The sequence below is a fragment of the Paenibacillus sp. FSL R7-0179 genome (assembly GCF_038002265.1).
Taxonomy (GTDB): Bacteria; Bacillota; Bacilli; order Paenibacillales; family Paenibacillaceae; genus Paenibacillus_AQ.
The window spans coordinates 398,507-416,470 of record NZ_JBBOCC010000001.1; the positions used below are offsets into that span (position 1 = coordinate 398,507).

The following is a 17,964-nucleotide window of genomic DNA, read 5'->3' on the forward strand; positions in this document are numbered from 1 at the left end:
TTAGTAATTCTTCACTCTATAGTACTCGAAATCAGCGAAGGAGTCATGCTGGTGGGCATCAACAGAACCGATGAAATTGAACAAGCCTGTAAATCCGCCGATCTCCCCCGGCTCCCCGTTCACGCCTTCATCCGACAGATAGAGAGCATCGATATTCTCTACAAAAGCTTGCCAATCCCCGTTATCCCCCAAGCGGTAAAGGATACTCGCGATGCCTGAGTGGTAGATCAGCTTGAGCTCCGCTGTGTCTTCAGGGACTGGAATGTAATGGTGGACCCGCTCGGTGCGTTCCCCCAGCTTGGCCTGCAGCACAGATAGAACAGTGCCCTTTGATTCGGAGTGGGTCAAGTGAACGTACAGCCAATTATTCGAATCATAGTATAGCCCCATCCCCGCCGTTTCCGAGTAATGATCGGGATGAAACTCCACCTTGGTCTGAACTTCATAATGAAGGGAGGTAGCACGTGTGGCCAACATCGCCGGATTGATCTGCGAGAAGAAAGAATTCTCTCCATGAATGCGCAAGTAACCGGGACGTTCAACCGTATTCACCCATGCTGCTTGCTGGTCCCGGTATGGAGTCAGAAAGTGAAGATCATAGTGCTCCCGGTTAAAATCATCAAATACGTCATGAGAGAGTCTGTCCCCCTCTAGTTCAACACCTGTTAACCCCTCAACCTCCATTTTGGCTACATTCGATCCGTCCTTCATTTCCAGCCAGCCGTCCTCTGTCCAATGCATTTTCTGTATAGAGGTTTCACGGCCTAATGGGTTTAAAAGCGTTCCTTCCACAGGCCGTGACATTAAATGGGCAATGTACCATTCGCCTGTTTGGGTTTGAACTAATGAGCCGTGACCTGCTTTTTGCATGATTGAACCTGGATTATACATCTCAAAATGCCCGGCATCCGGATTGCCCAGTGAGAATAGATGACGCGGCGAGGAAGTGATAATAGGCTCTCCCGACGGATGCGCTTCATAGGGGCCAAAAATATTCTCCGAACGTCCCAGCTCCACACCATGAGCATAACCCGTTCCGCCAGCTGCTAATAGCAGATAGTACATATCTCTATATTTATAGATCTGCGGTGCTTCCGCACAGCCGCGGCTGGTGAAGCCTTGCGTCACCCGGTGCCATTGTCCAGCGATCTTCCCCACATTCAAATCAAATTCAGCGATCACAATATGTCCAGGCGCCTGATACCCTTCACGGGTCTCCCATTCAAGAATGGACACATAGTGTTTGCCGTCTTCATCATGAAAGAGCGCCGGATCGAAACCGATGGATGTCAGATAGATGGGCTCCGACCAGGGTCCCTGGATATCTTCTGCCCACATGGCATAGGAATCCGAGTTAAATTCACGGCCTGCCATGTTTAACATATGTGAATAGGCTAACCAGTACCGGTTCGTCCTGGAATCGTAGGAGAGATGCGGGGCCCAGATCCCGGCTGGAGTATTTGTGCCTCTTAGATTCACTTCCCCTTTATTCAGGGCAAAGGCCGTCAACTCCCAATCCGCTAAATCGTTTGACTTGAAAATTTGAATGCCGGGATTCCAATGAAACGTAGATGTCGCAATATAATACACATCATCTACTCTAATAATAGAGGGATCTGGTGCCATTCCAGGGATTATAGGATTATTAATCTTCGTCATTGATTTGCTTCCCTTCGCTGTTTAGCCATATTATTTACCCTTTTCCTGTTGTCTATGTATATTATAATAACTAGTAACGTCCTTATGCGATGGGATGATTACGGCTAGATTTACCCAAATCAAAGGCAGGTGCTGCAAATTGGAACAGATGAATAGCTATCTCACAGGTGCACAGACGCTGCTGTTGCCGCGCATTGATTGGAATATACGCTTTTTTGGCGCACATACACAGACCGTTCCTGCCGATTGGAGCATGACGACAGAATCCCACCATGCCTTTGAGATTCTAATTGTGCTGGATGGGACTCAGGAGACAAGGATGGATTATGAACAATTCGTTGTAAACCGTGATGATATTCTGCTGATTCCGCCCGGGTTCGAGCATACGAATAAATGCATTTCCGCTGCATCGATGACTTATTTTTGTGCTCATTTCGATATAGACGAGCCCTCCTTGCGGATGCAAATCATGAAAAACTGCGACTGGGTCTATACGCCCTCCAGTTCGTATCATCCTAAGCTGAAAAAGTGCCTTCAAAAATGGATAGATATTCTGCATGAGCCTGAGCTGTCGTTCACCAAAGCGAAGCTAAAAGCACAAATGGTCCTATTCGAATTATTGGAGGTGCTGATAGATATCCAGCCGGTCCAGACGGAGATACGTGCTAAGCAGTCCATGACCACTGCGAAATACGCCAAAGAAATTGCCGAAGCCATCAAGCGGGCTTTCAAGAAAAATTGCACCCAGGGAAATTCAGATTACACCCTTCACATCCAGCCCATCATCGCTGCGCTTGGGATCAGCCCCAACTACGGATTAGAGGTATTTCAAAAAATATATAAAATGTCGCCCCGTACCTATCTGTCAGACTTAAAGCTGCAGGAAGCCAAAATATTACTCCAGCAGCCCAGAATATCTTTAAATGAGATTTCAAACCGTCTAGGCTACAAGAACCTCTCCCACTTCAGCAGACAATTCAAAAGATGGACGGGAGTTAACCCTTCTGACTTTCGTAAAAATAATGGTGTATAGCAAACACCCATCTGCCTTTATGGGGCGGATGGGTGTTTTGTTGTTGCGCGCTTTATATATCATGGCTATAGCTTCGTCTTATTCGCTGCGTTTCTTAGATTTACCCAGGGTCACAATCGTCATCATCATCCCTACCAGGCCCATCCCTAACAGCAAGCCTTGCGAGAAATCCATCACATTGCTTCCGTTAGGCTGAATGAACTGGCTCGCAGCAATGGCTGCAATTGAGGCCAGAAACAACGTAGACACCTGTTGATTTTTGAATTGTTTTTTAATCATATGAAACACTCCTTAGTATAGTTTTATTTTAAATACAATCCTAGATTTTATAAGCCTTCATCGCTTTTCTGATCTCCTTGATGCTAGGGCGCTTGCCGTACATCAGGACGCCGGTGCGGTAGATCTTGGCGGCGAGCCAGCCGAAGAGGAAGGTTGTCGCCAACAGGATCGCCAGCGAGACCATGATCTCCCAGAAGGCGACCTCCCCGACCCCGATCCGCAGCAGCAGGCTGAGCGAAGAGGTGAACGGCACGAAGCTGGCGACCTTCACCAGCAGGGTATCCGGGTTCGAGATACTGAACAGCGGCAGGTAGAAGCTGACGAAGCCCAGCATCATGACCGGCATCACGGCCTGTCCCAGATCCTCTGTCCGGCTGACAATTGAACCTACAGCGGCGTACATCAGGGCGTATAGGAAGTAGCCCAGGATATACAGGATGAAGCCATAGACGATCATGCTTACATTAAGCTGTCCCAGATTCAGATCGAAATCGCTCAGGATCGTGGAATTATGCGGCAGCATCAGGTTGACGGCGATGGCAGCCGAGATAATGGCGATCTGCATCAGGCCGACGAGGAAGATTCCGATGACCTTGCCGAACATCTGGGTGAGTGGCGAAGCGCTGGTGATGAGAATCTCCATAATGCGCGAGCTTTTCTCCGAGGTAATCTCGGCTGAAATCATGTTGCCGGTCATCATCACCGACATGAAGAACAGAATCAGCAGGATATAGACCACAACATAGTTAATGGGCGGTTTATCCCGAACTTGGTCTGCGTCACCTGCCGCCCCGTCCGTACTGAGCTGTGCGGTATCAATCGACACCGGAGCGAAGATTGCCGCCACCTGGCTCTCGGTCAGCTTATCGCCGACAATCAGCCCGGTATTCACCTGCTGCAAGGCAGCTTGCAGATTCGTTCTCAGCTTGCTGCTGATGTCTCCGTCCTTGCTGTGATACGTTACCGGAGGCACGCCTTCCGTTCCCTCTGTGGCAAAGGTGAGATATCCCTCGATCTTCTCATCCTCCAGCCCCTGCTTCAGCGCAGCATCCTCAGCGGAAGGATAAGCGGTAAATACGACTTTATCTTCGGCCTCAGCCGGCGGAGTATAAGCGAGTAACAGCTCGGCAGGCCGGAAGCCCTGCTCGGCAACAACTCCAATCTGTGTAGCGTCCTTGGCCCCATCTTCTCCTTGGAATACCTTGATAAAATAGGGAATATTCATCCCGATACTGAGCAGAAGCACCAGAATCAGGGTGGTAATCATGAAGGATTTCGTTCTTACCTTGTTCTTAAATGTAAAGCCGATAATGGTTGCCATTTTATTCATTGGATTCACCCACCGCTCTGATAAAGATTTGGTTTAGCGTCGGTTCCTTAATCTCGAAGTGCTCGACCTCGCCCTGAGCCATAGCCAGCTGCAGAATGCGCTGTGCCGCTCCCAGGTCAGTGATGGTCAACACATATCCGCGCTCCTGCCGCTCCACTCCGGTAACACCGGCAATCTCCGCCAGCCCGTTCACTTCCCCGGCGGTGCGCAGCACGACATGCTCCCGCGGATACCCCTTCTTGATCTCACGGATATCTCCCTGAACTACGGTGTTCGAGCGGTCAAGAATCGTGATGTTGCGGCATAATTCCTCGACATGCTCCATGCGGTGTGTGGAGAACAGAATACTGGTTCCCTGATCCCGCAGCTCTTTGACCGTATCCTTCAGCAGCTCCACATTGACCGGATCAAGTCCGCTGAAGGCTTCATCCAGAATGAGGATCTCCGGCTTGTGGACCACGGCAGCAACGAAGCCCATTTTCTGCTGGTTCCCCTTGGACAGCTCTTCAATCCGCTTATTGTAGTATTCCGGAACATCGAACCGCTCCAGCCAGTACTTCAGGCTCTTATCCGCCTCACTGGCAGCCATCCCGCGCAGCCGGGCCAGATAGATAATCTGGTCGCTGACCTTGACCTTCGGGTACAGCCCGCGCTCCTCCGGGAGATAGCCGGTCAGATGCTGAAGTTCCTTACTATACGGCTTGCCGTTATAGAGGATGCTCCCTTCGTCGGGATAGATCAGGCCGAGCACCATGCGCATGGTCGTTGTTTTGCCGGCACCGTTGGCACCCAGCAGACCGTAAATCTCGCCTTGCTCTACCTTTAGACTGATTCCGTTGACGGCTGTCTTCTCACCGTACTGCTTCACTACCTGCTTCAACTGCAATGCTTCCATTCTTATTCCCCTCTCTTCTGGTCGATCAGAACCGGACGATGTCCCCGGGTCCATAAGCTTAGGATTTCATCCAGCTCCAGGCTGCGGCTCTTGATTACCTTTACGCCCAAATCGTGAATGCGTTTCTCATACAGATAAATTGGCTGGGTTAAAAAGGAAGCCACACCCGGCGTCTCGAGCTTCAGCTCCAGCGCCTGAGGCAGCTCGGCTGCCAGCTCCTCCAGCTCCTGCGCCCCTTCGACTTGAACCCATATCTCAGTCCATGAGCCGAACAGGCTGTCCTTCTCGGCCATTCCCAGCAGCTGCCCCTGGTGCATCAGCACGATGTAATCGGCCAGCCGCCGCACCTCATCCACAATATGGGTCGAGATGACAATCGTCGCCTCGTGCTCCTCCATGTAGTTCTGCAGCGTATCAATCATGGTCTTCCATGCAAATGGGTCCAAGCCCGAAGACGGCTCATCCAGCAGCAGCAGCCGGGGCTTCGCCGCAAGGGCCGCGGCAAGCTCGAACTTGCGGCGCTCCCCCTTGGATACTTTACCCAGCCTGGCATTCTGCGGCACTTCAAACCTCTGGATCAGCTCCTCGAAATAGCTCTGGTCCCAGGAAGGATACCAGTGGCTGCGGAAGGCAGCCGCCTCAACAGGCGTCCAGAAGTTCTCCTCAGGCTGGGGCATCTCCGGCACGTAAGCGATGGTCTGCCGGAGCTTCATCGGCAGCACGCCGCGGTAAGTCTCTTCATACCAGCGGATCTCCCCTTCATCCGGCAAAATCAGCTGCAGGAGCATATTCAGCAGCGTGCTTTTGCCCGCGCCGTTCTGGCCCACCAGCGCTGTAATATATCCTTGCGGCAGCCGGAGATTCATCGGCCCGATGGTTTTGTTCCGCCGCTTCTTGCAAACATCCCGCAGTTCTATAGCTTGCTGGCCCATCAGCTTCCCCCTCTTTCTGCCTGCTTCCTGTATTTGCTCTTCACAATCTCTGTGAACAGCCTGGTCAGTTCCTCTTCGCTGCATTGGACGGATAGTCCCGCCTCCACGGCACTCTCCAGCGCCTTGCGGACGGTCTCCTGCTTATAGTCCTCCATGGCCCCGGTACCGATATGGGACACGAAGGTGCCCGTCCCTTGCCGGGTACGCAGCAGCCCTTCGTTCTCCAGATCCTGATAGACACGGCGGACCGTAATGACACTGCACTTCAGCTCACCCGCGAATTCGCGGATGGAAGGAAGCAGCGTCCCTTCTGTAATCGCACCTGAGATAATCAGCGCTCTGAGCTGCGTCTCAATCTGATGGTACAGCGGCTCTGCGCTGTTCTCATTAATTTGTATAGGTATCCACATCATTTACACCTGCCTTCCAGGCCCGGTCCCCGGATGAACGCCTTGCCCCGTCTCATACGAGATCACGGCTCTTCAGCCGGTGAATCGTCCATTTGGAGAATAATTGAACCGATAACACGCCAAGTACCAGCGTTCCCCACATCAGGGGAGATAATAGGCCCCACTCCTTGGATACAGCGACCGTGGCGAGCAGTATATTGCCTCCAGCCAGATAGACCAGACCGGACACGCCCAGCGCCAGCAGCATGATGGCGGAGATGGTCCAGAAGTAGACTACACCGCTGACCGAGAACTCAATCATAATATACATGCCTGTGACCATCAGACTGTAACCGATCCAAGTGAGGGAGAAGGCCAGATACGCAGCAGGCGGCAGCTCGGTACGTATTCCGGGGCTGAGCAAGTAGATCAGGCCGAAGTACAGCGTGCTATTCATAACAATGGCGAGCAGGGTGTCCAGCTTTCTTTTACAGAGAACAGCGGCTACAGGTACCGGCAACGCCCGCATATACGCCAGCATCCGGGTGTAGGAATCCTCTGAGATATACTTCATTGTCCGCCGGGAGAAGGTGATCGTGAGCATAAGCATCATGGTAACCATCAGAACATCGCTGAGCAGCTGCTTATCATGTCCTGTCAGCGTATCGTCGATGACCATTCCTGACAGTGCAGCAAAATATCCCATGAACAGGAGCGAGAACAGCAGTGCCCACAGCAGCTTCCAGCGGTCACCGTGGAATTCGCTGCGTACGATGACCCATGCTTGCTTGAATGTTGTCATAACTTCTAACCTCGCTTTATTTGTCTTGAAAGTCCGTCGGTGGCAGATCAGCCAACTTCACTGTGTATCTATGTGTGCTTACTGTATATATCTATATACACAGTATATGACCTGTGCTTTTCACTGTCAATAGAAAACGTCTGCTATTTTTATGATTTCGGTATCCATACAAAAAAACCCCGCGCATGGGCGGAGTCTAAACTTTCTATTGGGCATATGCGGGATTTACGGCACAAGTGCCGGATTTGAGTGCAATAAACCACTTGAAGTTAAGTCAGTATGTATACTTTGACGTTTTTTGTCGTACAATATCACTTATGCGACTTTTTTGGAGCAAAACAAGAGAAACTATGCATACTTGCGCATAATTAAGCAGCAATGCGTTTATTATAGGTCATTTCCTAACTTCTGTATAGAAACTTCGCCGGATCAGCCCCTCCGCTTCCACAATAATGTTCATTTCGTGTCTTTGCAATTTTTGTCGAATTCAATCTATTGAATAAACGTACGCAGGCTGTCCTCTACAAAATCCGGGGCAGCCTTTTGAATCTGCTGAACGGTGTGGAGATACCGCTGGGTGGTATTGATGTGGGAATGTCCCAGCGATTCCTGAACCTGCTGAAGTGACGCTCCCTGCAGGAGGGCCAGTGTGGCATTCGTATGCCGCAGCCAGTGCGGTGTCAGCTTTTTCTCAATCGTGCTGGCGGCTCCGGCGTTCTTAATAATCCGTTCCACCTGCCGTGAAGATAACGGAAACATCCTCTGCTCCGGAGTTAGCTCTTCCTTCCTTGGCAGGGTATCAGACAACTTGGAGTACAGCTGCCAGAGGGTCGGCGGAACCTTGATTTCTCTGGGCTTGCCCCCCTTGCCGTTCTCCACGGTCAGCCAGACCGAGGTCTCCAGCAGATCATTATGGAAGTCTCCCCACTTCATTGCTGTCAGCTCCGATACCCGCAGACCCAGCACCACCAGCGTCAGCCCGATCAGATAATTGCGCAGTCCCTGCTTCTCCAGTACATTCAGTAATTCTCCCACCTCCCGTTTGGTCAGGAAGTTTTTGCGGCTGGTCACGGTTATTTTGGGGATGCGCACCGAGGAGGTCGGATTCACTGCAAAGATCCCTATGTGCTGGTCACTCCCCCATTTATAAAAAGACTTCAACGGCGCAAGGAATGCCGCTATGCTTGCCGGTGCCAGCTGCCTCTGATAGCTGTAGCCCCCCTGCGTCAGGAAAATCTTATACGCCTCAATCTCCCTCCAGCTCACTGCCCGCAAAGAGGTGCCTGCAATAAATCTGCGGAAATCAGCAATCGCCCGCTTATAATTTCGACCTGTATTAACATTCGTACAGCAGGTAGCCATAAACATCTGAACAATCTGATCATCGCTTAGGTAGCCCTCTTCCGGGTGCACCAAGCTGAGCGCCGTACGGCTAAATTCGGTCTGACTCATTCTTTTTTCATCACTCCTCAGGATTAGACATGTCGCATAAGTGATATTGTACGACATTTTTGTGGTATTTTGTCCCATTATCACACAAGGATGACTAAAGACAGGAACACACAAGATCAGCAGAAGATAACGCGAAGAACTCAGAAGGGAGACGTAAGACAGAATAGCAGCTGCGGGCCAGCTAAGTACTATGAGAAGCCGGAGGGTAACTATGGAGACCGTTTTGCAGAAACAATATGTTGAATTCGGGATAGAACACGAGCATTACGCAATCCCGATCTCAGATGTCCATGAAATTATAAGAATGCAGGAAATAACAGAGATCCCCAGCAGCCGTCACTATGTTAAGGGCATTATCAATCTCAGGGGAAAAATTGTGCCCGTGCTCAGCCTTAGAGTGCTGCTCCAGATGGAGGAAGTGGAGCCGACCAAACACACACGTATTCTGGTGGTCCATCACCAGGAGGAATCCCTGGGCGTCATTGTCGACAACGTGAATAAAGTGACGACCTTCAGCGATATTCAGCCTGCACAGGGCAGCATCTCCGGAATCAGCGGCTCCTTCTTCAACGGAGTAGGCTTCTCTTCTTCCGGGCTGGTCGGCATTCTTCGGCTGGATGAGATCCTGCTGCGCGACTAAACAAAGGCTACACGGAGAGAAGGAGAACCATGGTTGATTTATCGGAATACCGAGGGATTTTTCTGGAGGAGCTGGAGGACCAGCTGCAGCTGATCGAGGATGAGGTGCTCAGACTGGAGCAGGCCGGGGAGACAGAAGACGGCATTCAGCAGTTCTTCCGGGCGGCCCATACCCTTAAGGGCTCCTCGGCCTCTATGGGCTACAACGGGCTGAAGGAGGTCACGCATCATCTGGAGCATCTGCTTCATCAGATGCGGGGCGGGGAACGTGGGGTCACACCGGAGCTGATCCACCTGTTCTTCGAAGCGCTGGATAGCATGCGTGTACTGCAGAGCGAGATCGCTGCTACGGATCAAGAGACCACAGATGTGTCCAATCTGGTTCAGCGTTTAAGTGCATTCGCAGCGAAGGAACTGCACAAGCCAGAGAATACAGTCTCTGCTGAGCAGACAAGTCAGACCGAACTGCCCCTCCAGCTGTTCTGGGTGCATGTGTGGCTCTCTCCAGGCTGTGAGATGAAGCTGCCCCGCCTTCACCTGATCGATGCCAAGCTGCGGAGTGTCGCTGCAGTCCTGCGCATGAAGCCGGAGCTGGAAGCGATAGAGGACCACGACAGCCGGATTGACGAGGCTTCCTGGTTGCTGTCACCCAAGTTTGATATCGGGGAGCTCCGTCAGGAGATCTTATCCATTATGGATGTTGATCGTATATACATAGAAGAAGTGCTGAACGATTCTCCGCGTCCCGGTGAATTCGTGAGACCGCCCCATCCGGAGACGGGAAGCCGGGAGCTCCCGGAGGTACCCGAATCTCTGCCGCCTGCCTCTGACAAAACCAAACCGCAAACGATCCGCGTCCAGGTGGAGCGTCTGGAGAAGCTGATGAACCTGGCGGGTGAGCTGGTCATCGACCAGACCCGGTTCCATCTGCTGAACCGCAGATTCCACCAGCAGTACGGAACCAATGATCTGACAGAGGAGCTCGGCCAGCTTGCCGACCATCTGGCTATGATTACAGGCGAGCTGCAGGAGAGCATGATTAAGGTGCGGATGCTGCCGATAGAGCAGCTGTTCAATCGCCTCCCCCGCATGGTCCGGGACTTGTCCGGCTCCCTGGACAAGCAGGTTGAGCTGGTCCTTGAAGGCAAAGAGACGGAGCTGGACCGGACGCTCATTGAGGAGCTTGGCGACCCGCTGATCCATCTGCTGCGCAATGCCGTCGATCACGGCATAGAGACCCCGGAAATCCGCCGCAAGTCCGGCAAAAGCGAGACCGGAACCGTACGCGTCGTTGCCTCCCACGAGGACAACCAGGTCATCCTGGTCATCGAGGACGACGGAGCCGGGATCGATTCCGGCCTGATTGCAGAGTCTGCTCTGCGGAAGGGCATCATTACGGCAGAAGAGGCCGGCGGGATGACTGAGGATGAGGCACTGCGGCTTATTTTCCGGCCCGGCTTCTCCACAGCCCAGCAGATCAGCGATATTTCCGGCCGCGGAGTCGGGATGGATATCGTCCGCAATGACATTGAACGGATTAACGGCATGATCGATATTGAGACCACCCGGGGGCAAGGCACCCGCTTTCGAATCCGCCTGCCCTTGACGCTCGCCATCATCCGGGGTCTTCTCGTTCATGCCGGGGGAGCCACCTTCGTCATTCCCATGAGCAGTGTGGCTGAGATCGTCCGCGCCGCTCCAGAGGAGATCAGCTCTGTCCGGGGCCAGCCTGTCATTACCGCACGGGGTCAGCTCGTACCGGTGGTCTGGCTGCAGGATATTCTGCGGCTGCCCGCAAGCGCGGGCGGCAGCGCAGCATCCATTCCGCTGATCATCGTGGGGCGGGGAGAGAAACGGCTGGCACTGGCCGTAGATACACTTATCGGCAATCAGGATATCGTGATCAAATCACTCGGCTCCTACATGGGCAAGACTGAGAATATATCAGGAGCTACTATCCTGGGAAACGGAAATATCGCACTGATCATAGACATAGCCAGCTTATTTTTGACTACGGGAGTTTTCGCTTAACAAAATCATCTTTACTGGGGGAAACAGGTATGAAATGGTTCTATAATCTAAAAACAAGCGTGAAATTAATCTCGTCCTTCCTGGCCGTCGCTATCATTCTTTCCTTCGTGGGCCTCTATGGGCTAAGCAACCTCGGCTCAATTAATAACAGTCTGGACGACATGTATGTGAATAACCTGGTTCCCGTCTCCTCCCTGCAAAGCTCACAGAACAGCTTCTCCGTCATGCGCGTTATCGTCAGGGATCTGTACATTAAGAAGACCCCTGAGGAACGCCAGCAGCGGGTGGATGATTATAAAAAAGAGAAGCAGAACGTACTCGATAACATCGCAGCCTTCCGCAAAACCAAGCTGAGCGCGGATTCGGTTCAAGCTATCGCCCCTTTTGAGGCGGCATGGAATGACTATCTGCTCACCTACGATTCTCTTGTCAGCCTCTCCCTGACCGGTCAGGACGAGAAGCTGCTGGAGATGCTGCGTGGCAGTACGCTTAACAACCAAGGCGACACCTTGAAGAATATTCTGAACGAGCTAATTCTCACCAACACCAAGGAAGCGGATCAGGCCAGACAGAATGGAGCTGCACTCTATAGCTCTTCACGTAATATTACCCTCAGCATCATTATCGGTGCGGTCATTCTGTGTATCCTGCTAGGGTATGTCATCTCCCGGATTATTTCCAATCCGCTGGCGAAGGTTGTCAAGGTGCTCTCGAAGGTGGCTGACGGTGACCTGCGCAGCCAATCCGATATCGACACCAGAGATGAAATCGGCATCCTGGCTGCCAAGGTGAACGAGATGGTCGCTAGCCTCCGCCGGACAGTGGGCTCTATCCTCTTGCATTCCCAGAGCCTGTCGGCCGCCGCCGAGGAGATCTCCGCCAGTACGCAAGAGGTGGCAAGCGGCAGCACAACTACAGCGGATGATGCCGGAACCATCAGCGAGTTATTCAAAGAGCTCTCCAGTGCGATCCACTCTGTAGCCCAGAATACCGAGCAGGCCTCGGTGATCTCCGATGAGACGGTAACCATTGCCGAGAACGGGAACAGCATTATTCAGGAGTCGATGGAGAGCATGCAGGCTGTCAGCGGGCAGATGGCCAAGCTTGAGGAGGACTCGCAGAAGGTCGGCGAGATTATCGATGTCATCGAGGATATTGCTGATCAGACCAACCTGCTCGCACTGAATGCCGCCATTGAAGCCGCCAGAGCGGGGGAACAGGGCCGCGGCTTTGCGGTGGTGGCCGACGAGGTTCGCAAGCTGGCCGAGCGCAGCGGCGAGGCCACCAAGCAGATCACCAGCATCATCAAGGGGATGCAGGTGAATACACGCTACAGCGTGAGCGCTGTGCAGGAGAGTGCGGAGCTGTCGCAGAAGACCGGCGTTTCTTTTCATCAGATCGTGACGATGGTCAACAACGCCGGCCAGAAAATCTCCGAAATCGCCGCCGCCAGCGAAGAACAAGCCGCGCAGTCCACCAACGTCCTCGCTGCCGTGGAGAGCATCTCCGCCACCACCCAGCAGTCCGCCGCCAGCAGCGAAGAGACCGCCTCTTCCGCCCAGTCCCTGGCCAGCCTGGCTGAGGAGCTGCAGAGCACGGTGTCTTCGTTCCGGTTGTAGCTCTTGGTTTATTCAGGTGCCTGCAAGCTCCGAATGGGAGCTTGCAGGTTTTTTTGTTTATCTTGTAGAATCAGCCAGATATACAGTATCTTTAATTATTGGAGGGATGTGTAATGAACGATCCTTGGTTCACAGTTACAGCAATCGATAATTCAACCTTCGCCATCAGCGAATACGGTCATTGGGAACAGGTACATTCCTTCCTGTTACTCGGAGCAGACCGAGCTGCACTAATCGACACAGGGCTTGGCATAGGGAATATCAGCAGCATCACCAGCCAGCTAACCAGGCTGCCCATAGATGTCCTTACTACTCATGTTCACACTGATCATATAGGCAATCATGGGGAATTCGAGCGGATTCTGGTGCATGAAGAAGATCAGCACTGGTTAATCCACGGTATTCAAGGCTTGTCCCTGGAGCAGATTAGGCAGAATATCGGCCGGGATATCACACGCCAGACACCTGAGGGGTTCGATCCCTCTACCTACACACCTTTTCAAGGGGAACCGGCAGGATTGCTGCATGACGGGAATACGGTTGACCTGGGCGGCGGGCGGATGATCACGGTATATCATACGCCCGGGCATTCGCCAGGCCATCTATGCTTTTTTGACAATCAGCGGGGGTTCCTGTTCAGCGGCGATCTGCTTTATGACACCATGCCCGTCTACGCCTTCTACCCTTCCACGAATCCCGCTGATCTGACGCGTTCCCTGATACGCATTTCAGAGATTAGCGGCGTCCGCAAAGTATACGGCTCTCATTATACGCTTGGACTGGAACCTGAGATTCTTCAAGAAGCGAAGCGTGCGGCGGTATATCTGCAAGAGCAAGGACTTGATCATTTCGGAACAGGAATCCACCGGTTTAATGGCTTTAGTGTACAGTTCTGAACGCAGCCGATGGCGTGTAAGTGGATTTTGTCCATCTATTTTGACTGCACCGCCCCATTCACGGACAACAGTTGGAATAACGACACTTAATTTCTACAATTTCGTCCAATTCAATGATTTCCGGGGAATTAGGTGGACTTTTTCCAATTGCTTACCTGCAACCGTCTGTATCGCTGAAATTAAGTGTGCTTTTTCCAACTATGATTGTGGCTCCTCTTCGCTGAACCCATCAATTAACGAAATCCCCTTGGTAATACGCACTGTACTCTCTTGCAAGAAATCACGGGTCCAATCATCAGCCTGGGTTAAATCCCAACTCCGGTGCATGCCGACAACTACGATAATCTCACGCAGTTTAAGAAACAAATCCAGCTGACTCTTCCAGCCACCGGGGAGCTGCCGGCCATCCTCCGTGTAGCCCAGCTCGAAATGCCGGATAAACAGCTCGTATTGCGCCTTACGTTCAGATCTCGAATCTTCCCCAAATACATATAGTAAATAATAGAGCTGGATAGCAATATCCTCAGCGTACCAGCTGTACTGGCACTCATCAAAATCAAAAAGCGTGATCTGCCCTGACTCATCTACCATGAAATTGCCTACGTTGATATCCCCGTGAATTAAACCAAAATTATCTGAGGTGACAGGCAGACTGGCCAACTCTGCTTTTAGTTCATCAAGGGCATGTAAAATGGGCCCAAGCTCTGCCGGTAAATAATCTTTCGCCCGTACCAGGTATTCGTTACTCTCCCAGGTATGTCTTCTGAATACCGGTTTGTACCGCTTAGCCAGTTCATGAAGACGGCCTGTAATACGGCCACATTGTTCATATAGCATTGGATTCCCCAGGCATTCCGGATATCCGATTTTTGTGCCGGGTGCATAATTAAACGCTGATACGTAAAAATCCATCGTATTCCCATGAATACGCTCAAAATCCTTTCCATTCACCGATTGAACCGGAGCTGAAACTGATACCCCCTTCTCCGCAAGGTAACAAATCCATTCGATTTCGGCTGCAACTCCCTCGGAGGTACGAAGCGTGCCAGGAGTAAATCGGAGAATATATTGGGATTCATCTCGAATATAAGAATAAATAAAGTTTTGAAAGCCGCCAATAAAGGTCAGATCCTCAGGTTTAATCCCAAAGCGCCTAGCACCTTCAGCAGCATGTTCGTCCAGGAACATTCGTTTGATGTGTGGGTCCATGTTTTCTCCTTAGTGATTGAAATTAAACTGCATTGTTATTCTTAACACTTGGCGAGTGCAATCCCAAGCGCAATGTAATCGGTTTTTCGATTACATTTTGCCCGCAGGCTCGCCACCAGCCCAATGTGATCGGTTTTTCGATTACATTCCTCCCGCAGGTTCGCCGCCAGCCCAATGTAATCGGTTTTCCGATTACATTCCTCCCGCACACTCGCCACCAGCCCAATGTAATCGGTTTTCCGATTACATTCCTCCCGCACACTCGCCACCAGCCCAATGTGATCGGTTTTTCGATTACATTCGGCCCACTCCAAGCCCCTAATCCTAAAAAAGCCCACCCCTCCCCCGCAGCAGCGGCAGATGGACAGGCTTTTTCCTTTTCACCTCAGGCTACTCTTCCCCTCGCTTAAGCGCCCAGGATGATCTCCCAGACAGGCTTCGTGTGGCCGCCCGGATAGAAGATATACAGCAGCACGTAGACGGCGACTCCGGTGATGGCAGTGATGAACCAGATGACGGCGGTCACTCTGCCCCACTTGCGGTGCTTGGCATACTTGGCCTTGAAGCCGAGCGTCAGTGTGGTAATGCCGAATACGGCAGCGACGGTAGCCAGCACGATGTGGAAGATCAGGAAGACATGGTAGATCGTCGTCAGCTCATCCGGGCCGCCCCAGGAGGTATTGCCTACGAACACTGTTCTTGACGAGTACACCAGGAAGAACAGAATCGCTGCCACCGCAGCCGCAATCATCGTCTTCTTGTGCGCTTCGCGTTTGCCTTGAATGATCTGTCTCCAGCCGATGGCCACCAGCACCGCGCTTATGACGATGAACGATGTGCTGATCGTAGGAAACAATGTGAAAATATCCATGAATATCCCCCTCGGTACTTACCAGCTCATTATAGTTCAGACCTCCTCCGCCAGTGCAGAGGGTGACGCGGACACCTCGGTGTCCTCTTGTCCGTTCTCTTTTTTATACCAATGATAGAACACATAAGCAAGCATCGAGGCGAAAATAAATTCCTGAATGAACTTCATCACGATGCCGCCGACCTGCTGATCTACCTTGGGGGACAGAGATCCGAAGAAGCCGGGACCGCCAAAAGCCTGCAGTAAGGCAGCCGGACTCTGCGGAACACAGTAGCCCATCGCCTTCGCCCAGGTGCCCGGGTCGCTATACGTAGCATAGAGGGGGGAGCCTGCAAAAATAATCAGCCCGCAGGCCGGTGTCAGCAGCACCATGTTCAGGAAGATGAAGCCCACCTGTCCCAGACCGCTAAGCGCCCTATATTCCGGCAAGGGGTTGATCAGATTCCACCACATCAGCGCCGAGGTCAGGAACAGAACGCCATAATACAGACGGTGAACGGTGAAATGCAGCATGACATAATCATGAATGGCGGGGATGTGGTAGAGCGAGAACAGGCCGTTGAAGAGCAGGGCCGCCACCACCGGCTTCGCGAGAAAAGCCAGTCCCTTCAGCGGATTCACCCGCAGCAGAGCGCGCCAGCACCAGTCGGGGATACCGAGCATAATCAGCGGGACCGCCACCAGATAGGACAAGGCCATACTGACCATATGGAAGGAAAATAAGATATGCCCCAGCAGACTGACCGGGCCTCCCTGCGCCAGATAGAGGGCCAGCATTCCGCATAAGAACAGCCCCCTCCGCCAGAAGGGGACTGCAGTGCTGACCTCAAAACGGGAGGCCAGCGGACCGATCAGCACAAAATATCCGGCAGTCAGGAGGAGCATCAGGGCCAGAAACAGCGGACTCCATAGTTCCGCAAAGCTGAAATATTGCAATCCCGGTATCATCCTCAAGACCTCCCCGGAGATAGAATTAATCCCACCATACCCAATAGAGCGCCATTACAATACAGGTGCCTGCGATAAAAAAACCGCCCAGCATGAAGATTATCGGGAGCATATGCCCTTTGTCCTTCAGATGCATCCAGAAGCCCATCTGCAGGAACACCTGCAGCACAGCCATTACCAGCAGCAGGATGATCGCAAAGGTAGCATTCACTCCTCCGGCCGCCACTGCAGCAAAAGCGATCAGCGTCAGCACCACGGAGAATACAAACACCACAATATGCCGCTGCGGTCCTTCCGGACGGTGCCGGTGCTTCACCGCAGAATCTGTAGAAGGCTGCTTCGTCGTCATGGCTTCACCCCACCTTTCCGAGCAGGTATACGACTGTGAAGATAAAGACCCACACCACATCAATGAAATGCCAATACATTGCCGACACGTAAATCTTCGGTGCGGTAACGACCGTCAAGCCTTTATGCAGCAATTGTCCGATCAGCACGGCGATCCACAGAATCCCGAACGCCACATGAGCACCATGGAACCCGACCAGCGTATAAAAGGCCGAGCTGAACGCACTCGTCGTCATCCCGAATTCCTCATGTCTGACATAAACGCTGAACTCGTAGATCTCCAGGATCAGGAATGCAAGACCAAGCAGGACGGTTACCAGCAGCCAGTTCCGGAGCTGGGCCACATTCCCCCGGTGCATGGCCTGAATGGCGAACACACTGGTCAGACTGCTGACCAGGAGGAGCAGCGTCGCTGCCGCAACCAGCGGCAGGTGGAACAGCTCAGCCGCCGAGGGTCCCTCATTCGTCTGATTGCGCAGCGCCAGGAAGGTAGCGAACAGGGTGCCGAAGAGCACCGCTTCCCCCCCGAGGAACAGCCAGAAGGCCAGCACTTTATTGCGTCCTTCCAGGGTCGCTTTCTCAGGTTCATGCGGGAGTGTACCGTCCGCTGCTTCAGCATGTGCCGTTGTCAT

The 17,964-nt window shown here is 52.4% G+C and carries 19 protein-coding genes; 5 read left to right on the forward strand and 14 right to left on the reverse strand.

What is annotated here, in order from left to right; genetic code table 11:
- Window positions 1-1,659 carry a family 43 glycosylhydrolase gene (locus MKX63_RS01665; RefSeq protein ID WP_341014832.1) on the reverse strand — a complete coding sequence of 553 codons (1,659 nt, stop codon included), beginning with the start codon at window positions 1,657-1,659 and terminating at the stop codon, window positions 1-3.
- A gap of 94 nt (window positions 1,660-1,753) precedes the next feature.
- Between MKX63_RS01665 and MKX63_RS01670 the strand changes: the two genes are divergently transcribed.
- Window positions 1,754-2,692 (forward strand): AraC family transcriptional regulator, encoded by a 939-nt coding sequence (locus MKX63_RS01670; RefSeq protein WP_341014834.1) that lies wholly within the window; start codon window positions 1,754-1,756, stop codon window positions 2,690-2,692.
- Between the two features lie 78 nt (window positions 2,693-2,770).
- On the opposite strand, the gene MKX63_RS01675 is transcribed toward MKX63_RS01670, so the two are convergent.
- From MKX63_RS01675 to MKX63_RS01705, 7 genes are all read right to left on the reverse strand, one after another.
- Window positions 2,771-2,971 (reverse strand): hypothetical protein, encoded by a 201-nt coding sequence (locus MKX63_RS01675; RefSeq protein ID WP_341014836.1) that lies wholly within the window; start codon window positions 2,969-2,971, stop codon window positions 2,771-2,773.
- Between the two features lie 40 nt (window positions 2,972-3,011).
- Entirely contained in the window at window positions 3,012-4,301 is a 1,290-nt protein-coding gene (locus MKX63_RS01680) for an ABC transporter permease (RefSeq protein WP_341014837.1), read from the reverse strand.
- On the reverse strand, window positions 4,294-5,196 hold the full coding sequence (locus tag MKX63_RS01685) for an ABC transporter ATP-binding protein (RefSeq protein WP_341014839.1): 903 nt from the start codon (window positions 5,194-5,196) through the stop codon (window positions 4,294-4,296). Before MKX63_RS01685 ends, MKX63_RS01680 begins: the two co-directional genes overlap by 8 nt.
- 2 nt (window positions 5,197-5,198) lie before the next feature.
- Window positions 5,199-6,128: an ABC transporter ATP-binding protein gene (locus MKX63_RS01690; protein WP_341014840.1), complete on the reverse strand. Its 930-nt coding sequence runs from the start codon at window positions 6,126-6,128 to the stop codon at window positions 5,199-5,201.
- A complete protein-coding gene (locus tag MKX63_RS01695) occupies window positions 6,128-6,538 on the reverse strand; it encodes a GntR family transcriptional regulator (protein ID WP_341018478.1) in 411 nt (136 codons plus the stop codon). Before MKX63_RS01695 ends, MKX63_RS01690 begins: the two co-directional genes overlap by 1 nt.
- A gap of 52 nt (window positions 6,539-6,590) precedes the next feature.
- On the reverse strand, window positions 6,591-7,319 hold the full coding sequence (locus tag MKX63_RS01700) for a hypothetical protein (protein ID WP_341014842.1): 729 nt from the start codon (window positions 7,317-7,319) through the stop codon (window positions 6,591-6,593).
- 492 nt (window positions 7,320-7,811) lie between these two features.
- The gene (locus MKX63_RS01705) at window positions 7,812-8,771 is read right to left on the reverse strand and encodes a tyrosine-type recombinase/integrase (protein WP_341014843.1); all 960 of its coding nucleotides are present in this window, start codon (window positions 8,769-8,771) and stop codon (window positions 7,812-7,814) included.
- A 211-nt stretch (window positions 8,772-8,982) separates the two neighbouring features.
- On the opposite strand from MKX63_RS01705, the gene MKX63_RS01710 reads away from it, so the two are divergent.
- The 4 genes from MKX63_RS01710 (at window position 8,983) to MKX63_RS01725 (ending at window position 13,956) form a co-directional block, all read left to right on the forward strand.
- On the forward strand, window positions 8,983-9,411 hold the full coding sequence (locus tag MKX63_RS01710; RefSeq protein WP_341014844.1) for a chemotaxis protein CheW: 429 nt from the start codon (window positions 8,983-8,985) through the stop codon (window positions 9,409-9,411).
- A gap of 29 nt (window positions 9,412-9,440) precedes the next feature.
- Complete coding sequence (locus MKX63_RS01715; RefSeq protein WP_341014845.1) at window positions 9,441-11,441, forward strand: chemotaxis protein CheA; 2,001 nt, start codon at window positions 9,441-9,443, stop codon at window positions 11,439-11,441.
- A 29-nt stretch (window positions 11,442-11,470) separates the two neighbouring features.
- On the forward strand, window positions 11,471-13,060 hold the full coding sequence (locus tag MKX63_RS01720) for a methyl-accepting chemotaxis protein (protein WP_341014847.1): 1,590 nt from the start codon (window positions 11,471-11,473) through the stop codon (window positions 13,058-13,060).
- 113 nt (window positions 13,061-13,173) lie between these two features.
- Window positions 13,174-13,956, forward strand: a complete 783-nt coding sequence (locus tag MKX63_RS01725; protein WP_341014848.1) for an MBL fold metallo-hydrolase — start codon at window positions 13,174-13,176, stop codon at window positions 13,954-13,956.
- 198 nt (window positions 13,957-14,154) lie between these two features.
- Here MKX63_RS01725 and MKX63_RS01730 read toward each other — a convergent pair whose 3' ends face one another.
- The 6 genes from MKX63_RS01730 to MKX63_RS01755 form a co-directional block, all read right to left on the reverse strand.
- On the reverse strand, window positions 14,155-15,165 hold the full coding sequence (locus tag MKX63_RS01730; RefSeq protein WP_341014849.1) for a phosphotransferase enzyme family protein: 1,011 nt from the start codon (window positions 15,163-15,165) through the stop codon (window positions 14,155-14,157).
- A 41-nt stretch (window positions 15,166-15,206) separates the two neighbouring features.
- Entirely contained in the window at window positions 15,207-15,479 is a 273-nt protein-coding gene (locus MKX63_RS01735; RefSeq protein ID WP_341014851.1) for a hypothetical protein, read from the reverse strand.
- Window positions 15,480-15,571: 92 nt separating this feature from the next.
- On the reverse strand, window positions 15,572-16,036 hold the full coding sequence (locus tag MKX63_RS01740; RefSeq protein WP_036695274.1) for a DUF420 domain-containing protein: 465 nt from the start codon (window positions 16,034-16,036) through the stop codon (window positions 15,572-15,574).
- Window positions 16,037-16,072: 36 nt separating this feature from the next.
- Complete coding sequence (ctaG, locus tag MKX63_RS01745) at window positions 16,073-16,984, reverse strand: cytochrome c oxidase assembly factor CtaG (RefSeq protein WP_445323471.1); 912 nt, start codon at window positions 16,982-16,984, stop codon at window positions 16,073-16,075.
- 25 nt (window positions 16,985-17,009) lie between these two features.
- Window positions 17,010-17,333 (reverse strand): cytochrome C oxidase subunit IV family protein, encoded by a 324-nt coding sequence (locus tag MKX63_RS01750; protein WP_341014852.1) that lies wholly within the window; start codon window positions 17,331-17,333, stop codon window positions 17,010-17,012.
- Window positions 17,334-17,337: 4 nt separating this feature from the next.
- Window positions 17,338-17,964: a cytochrome c oxidase subunit 3 gene (locus MKX63_RS01755; protein ID WP_341014855.1), complete on the reverse strand. Its 627-nt coding sequence runs from the start codon at window positions 17,962-17,964 to the stop codon at window positions 17,338-17,340.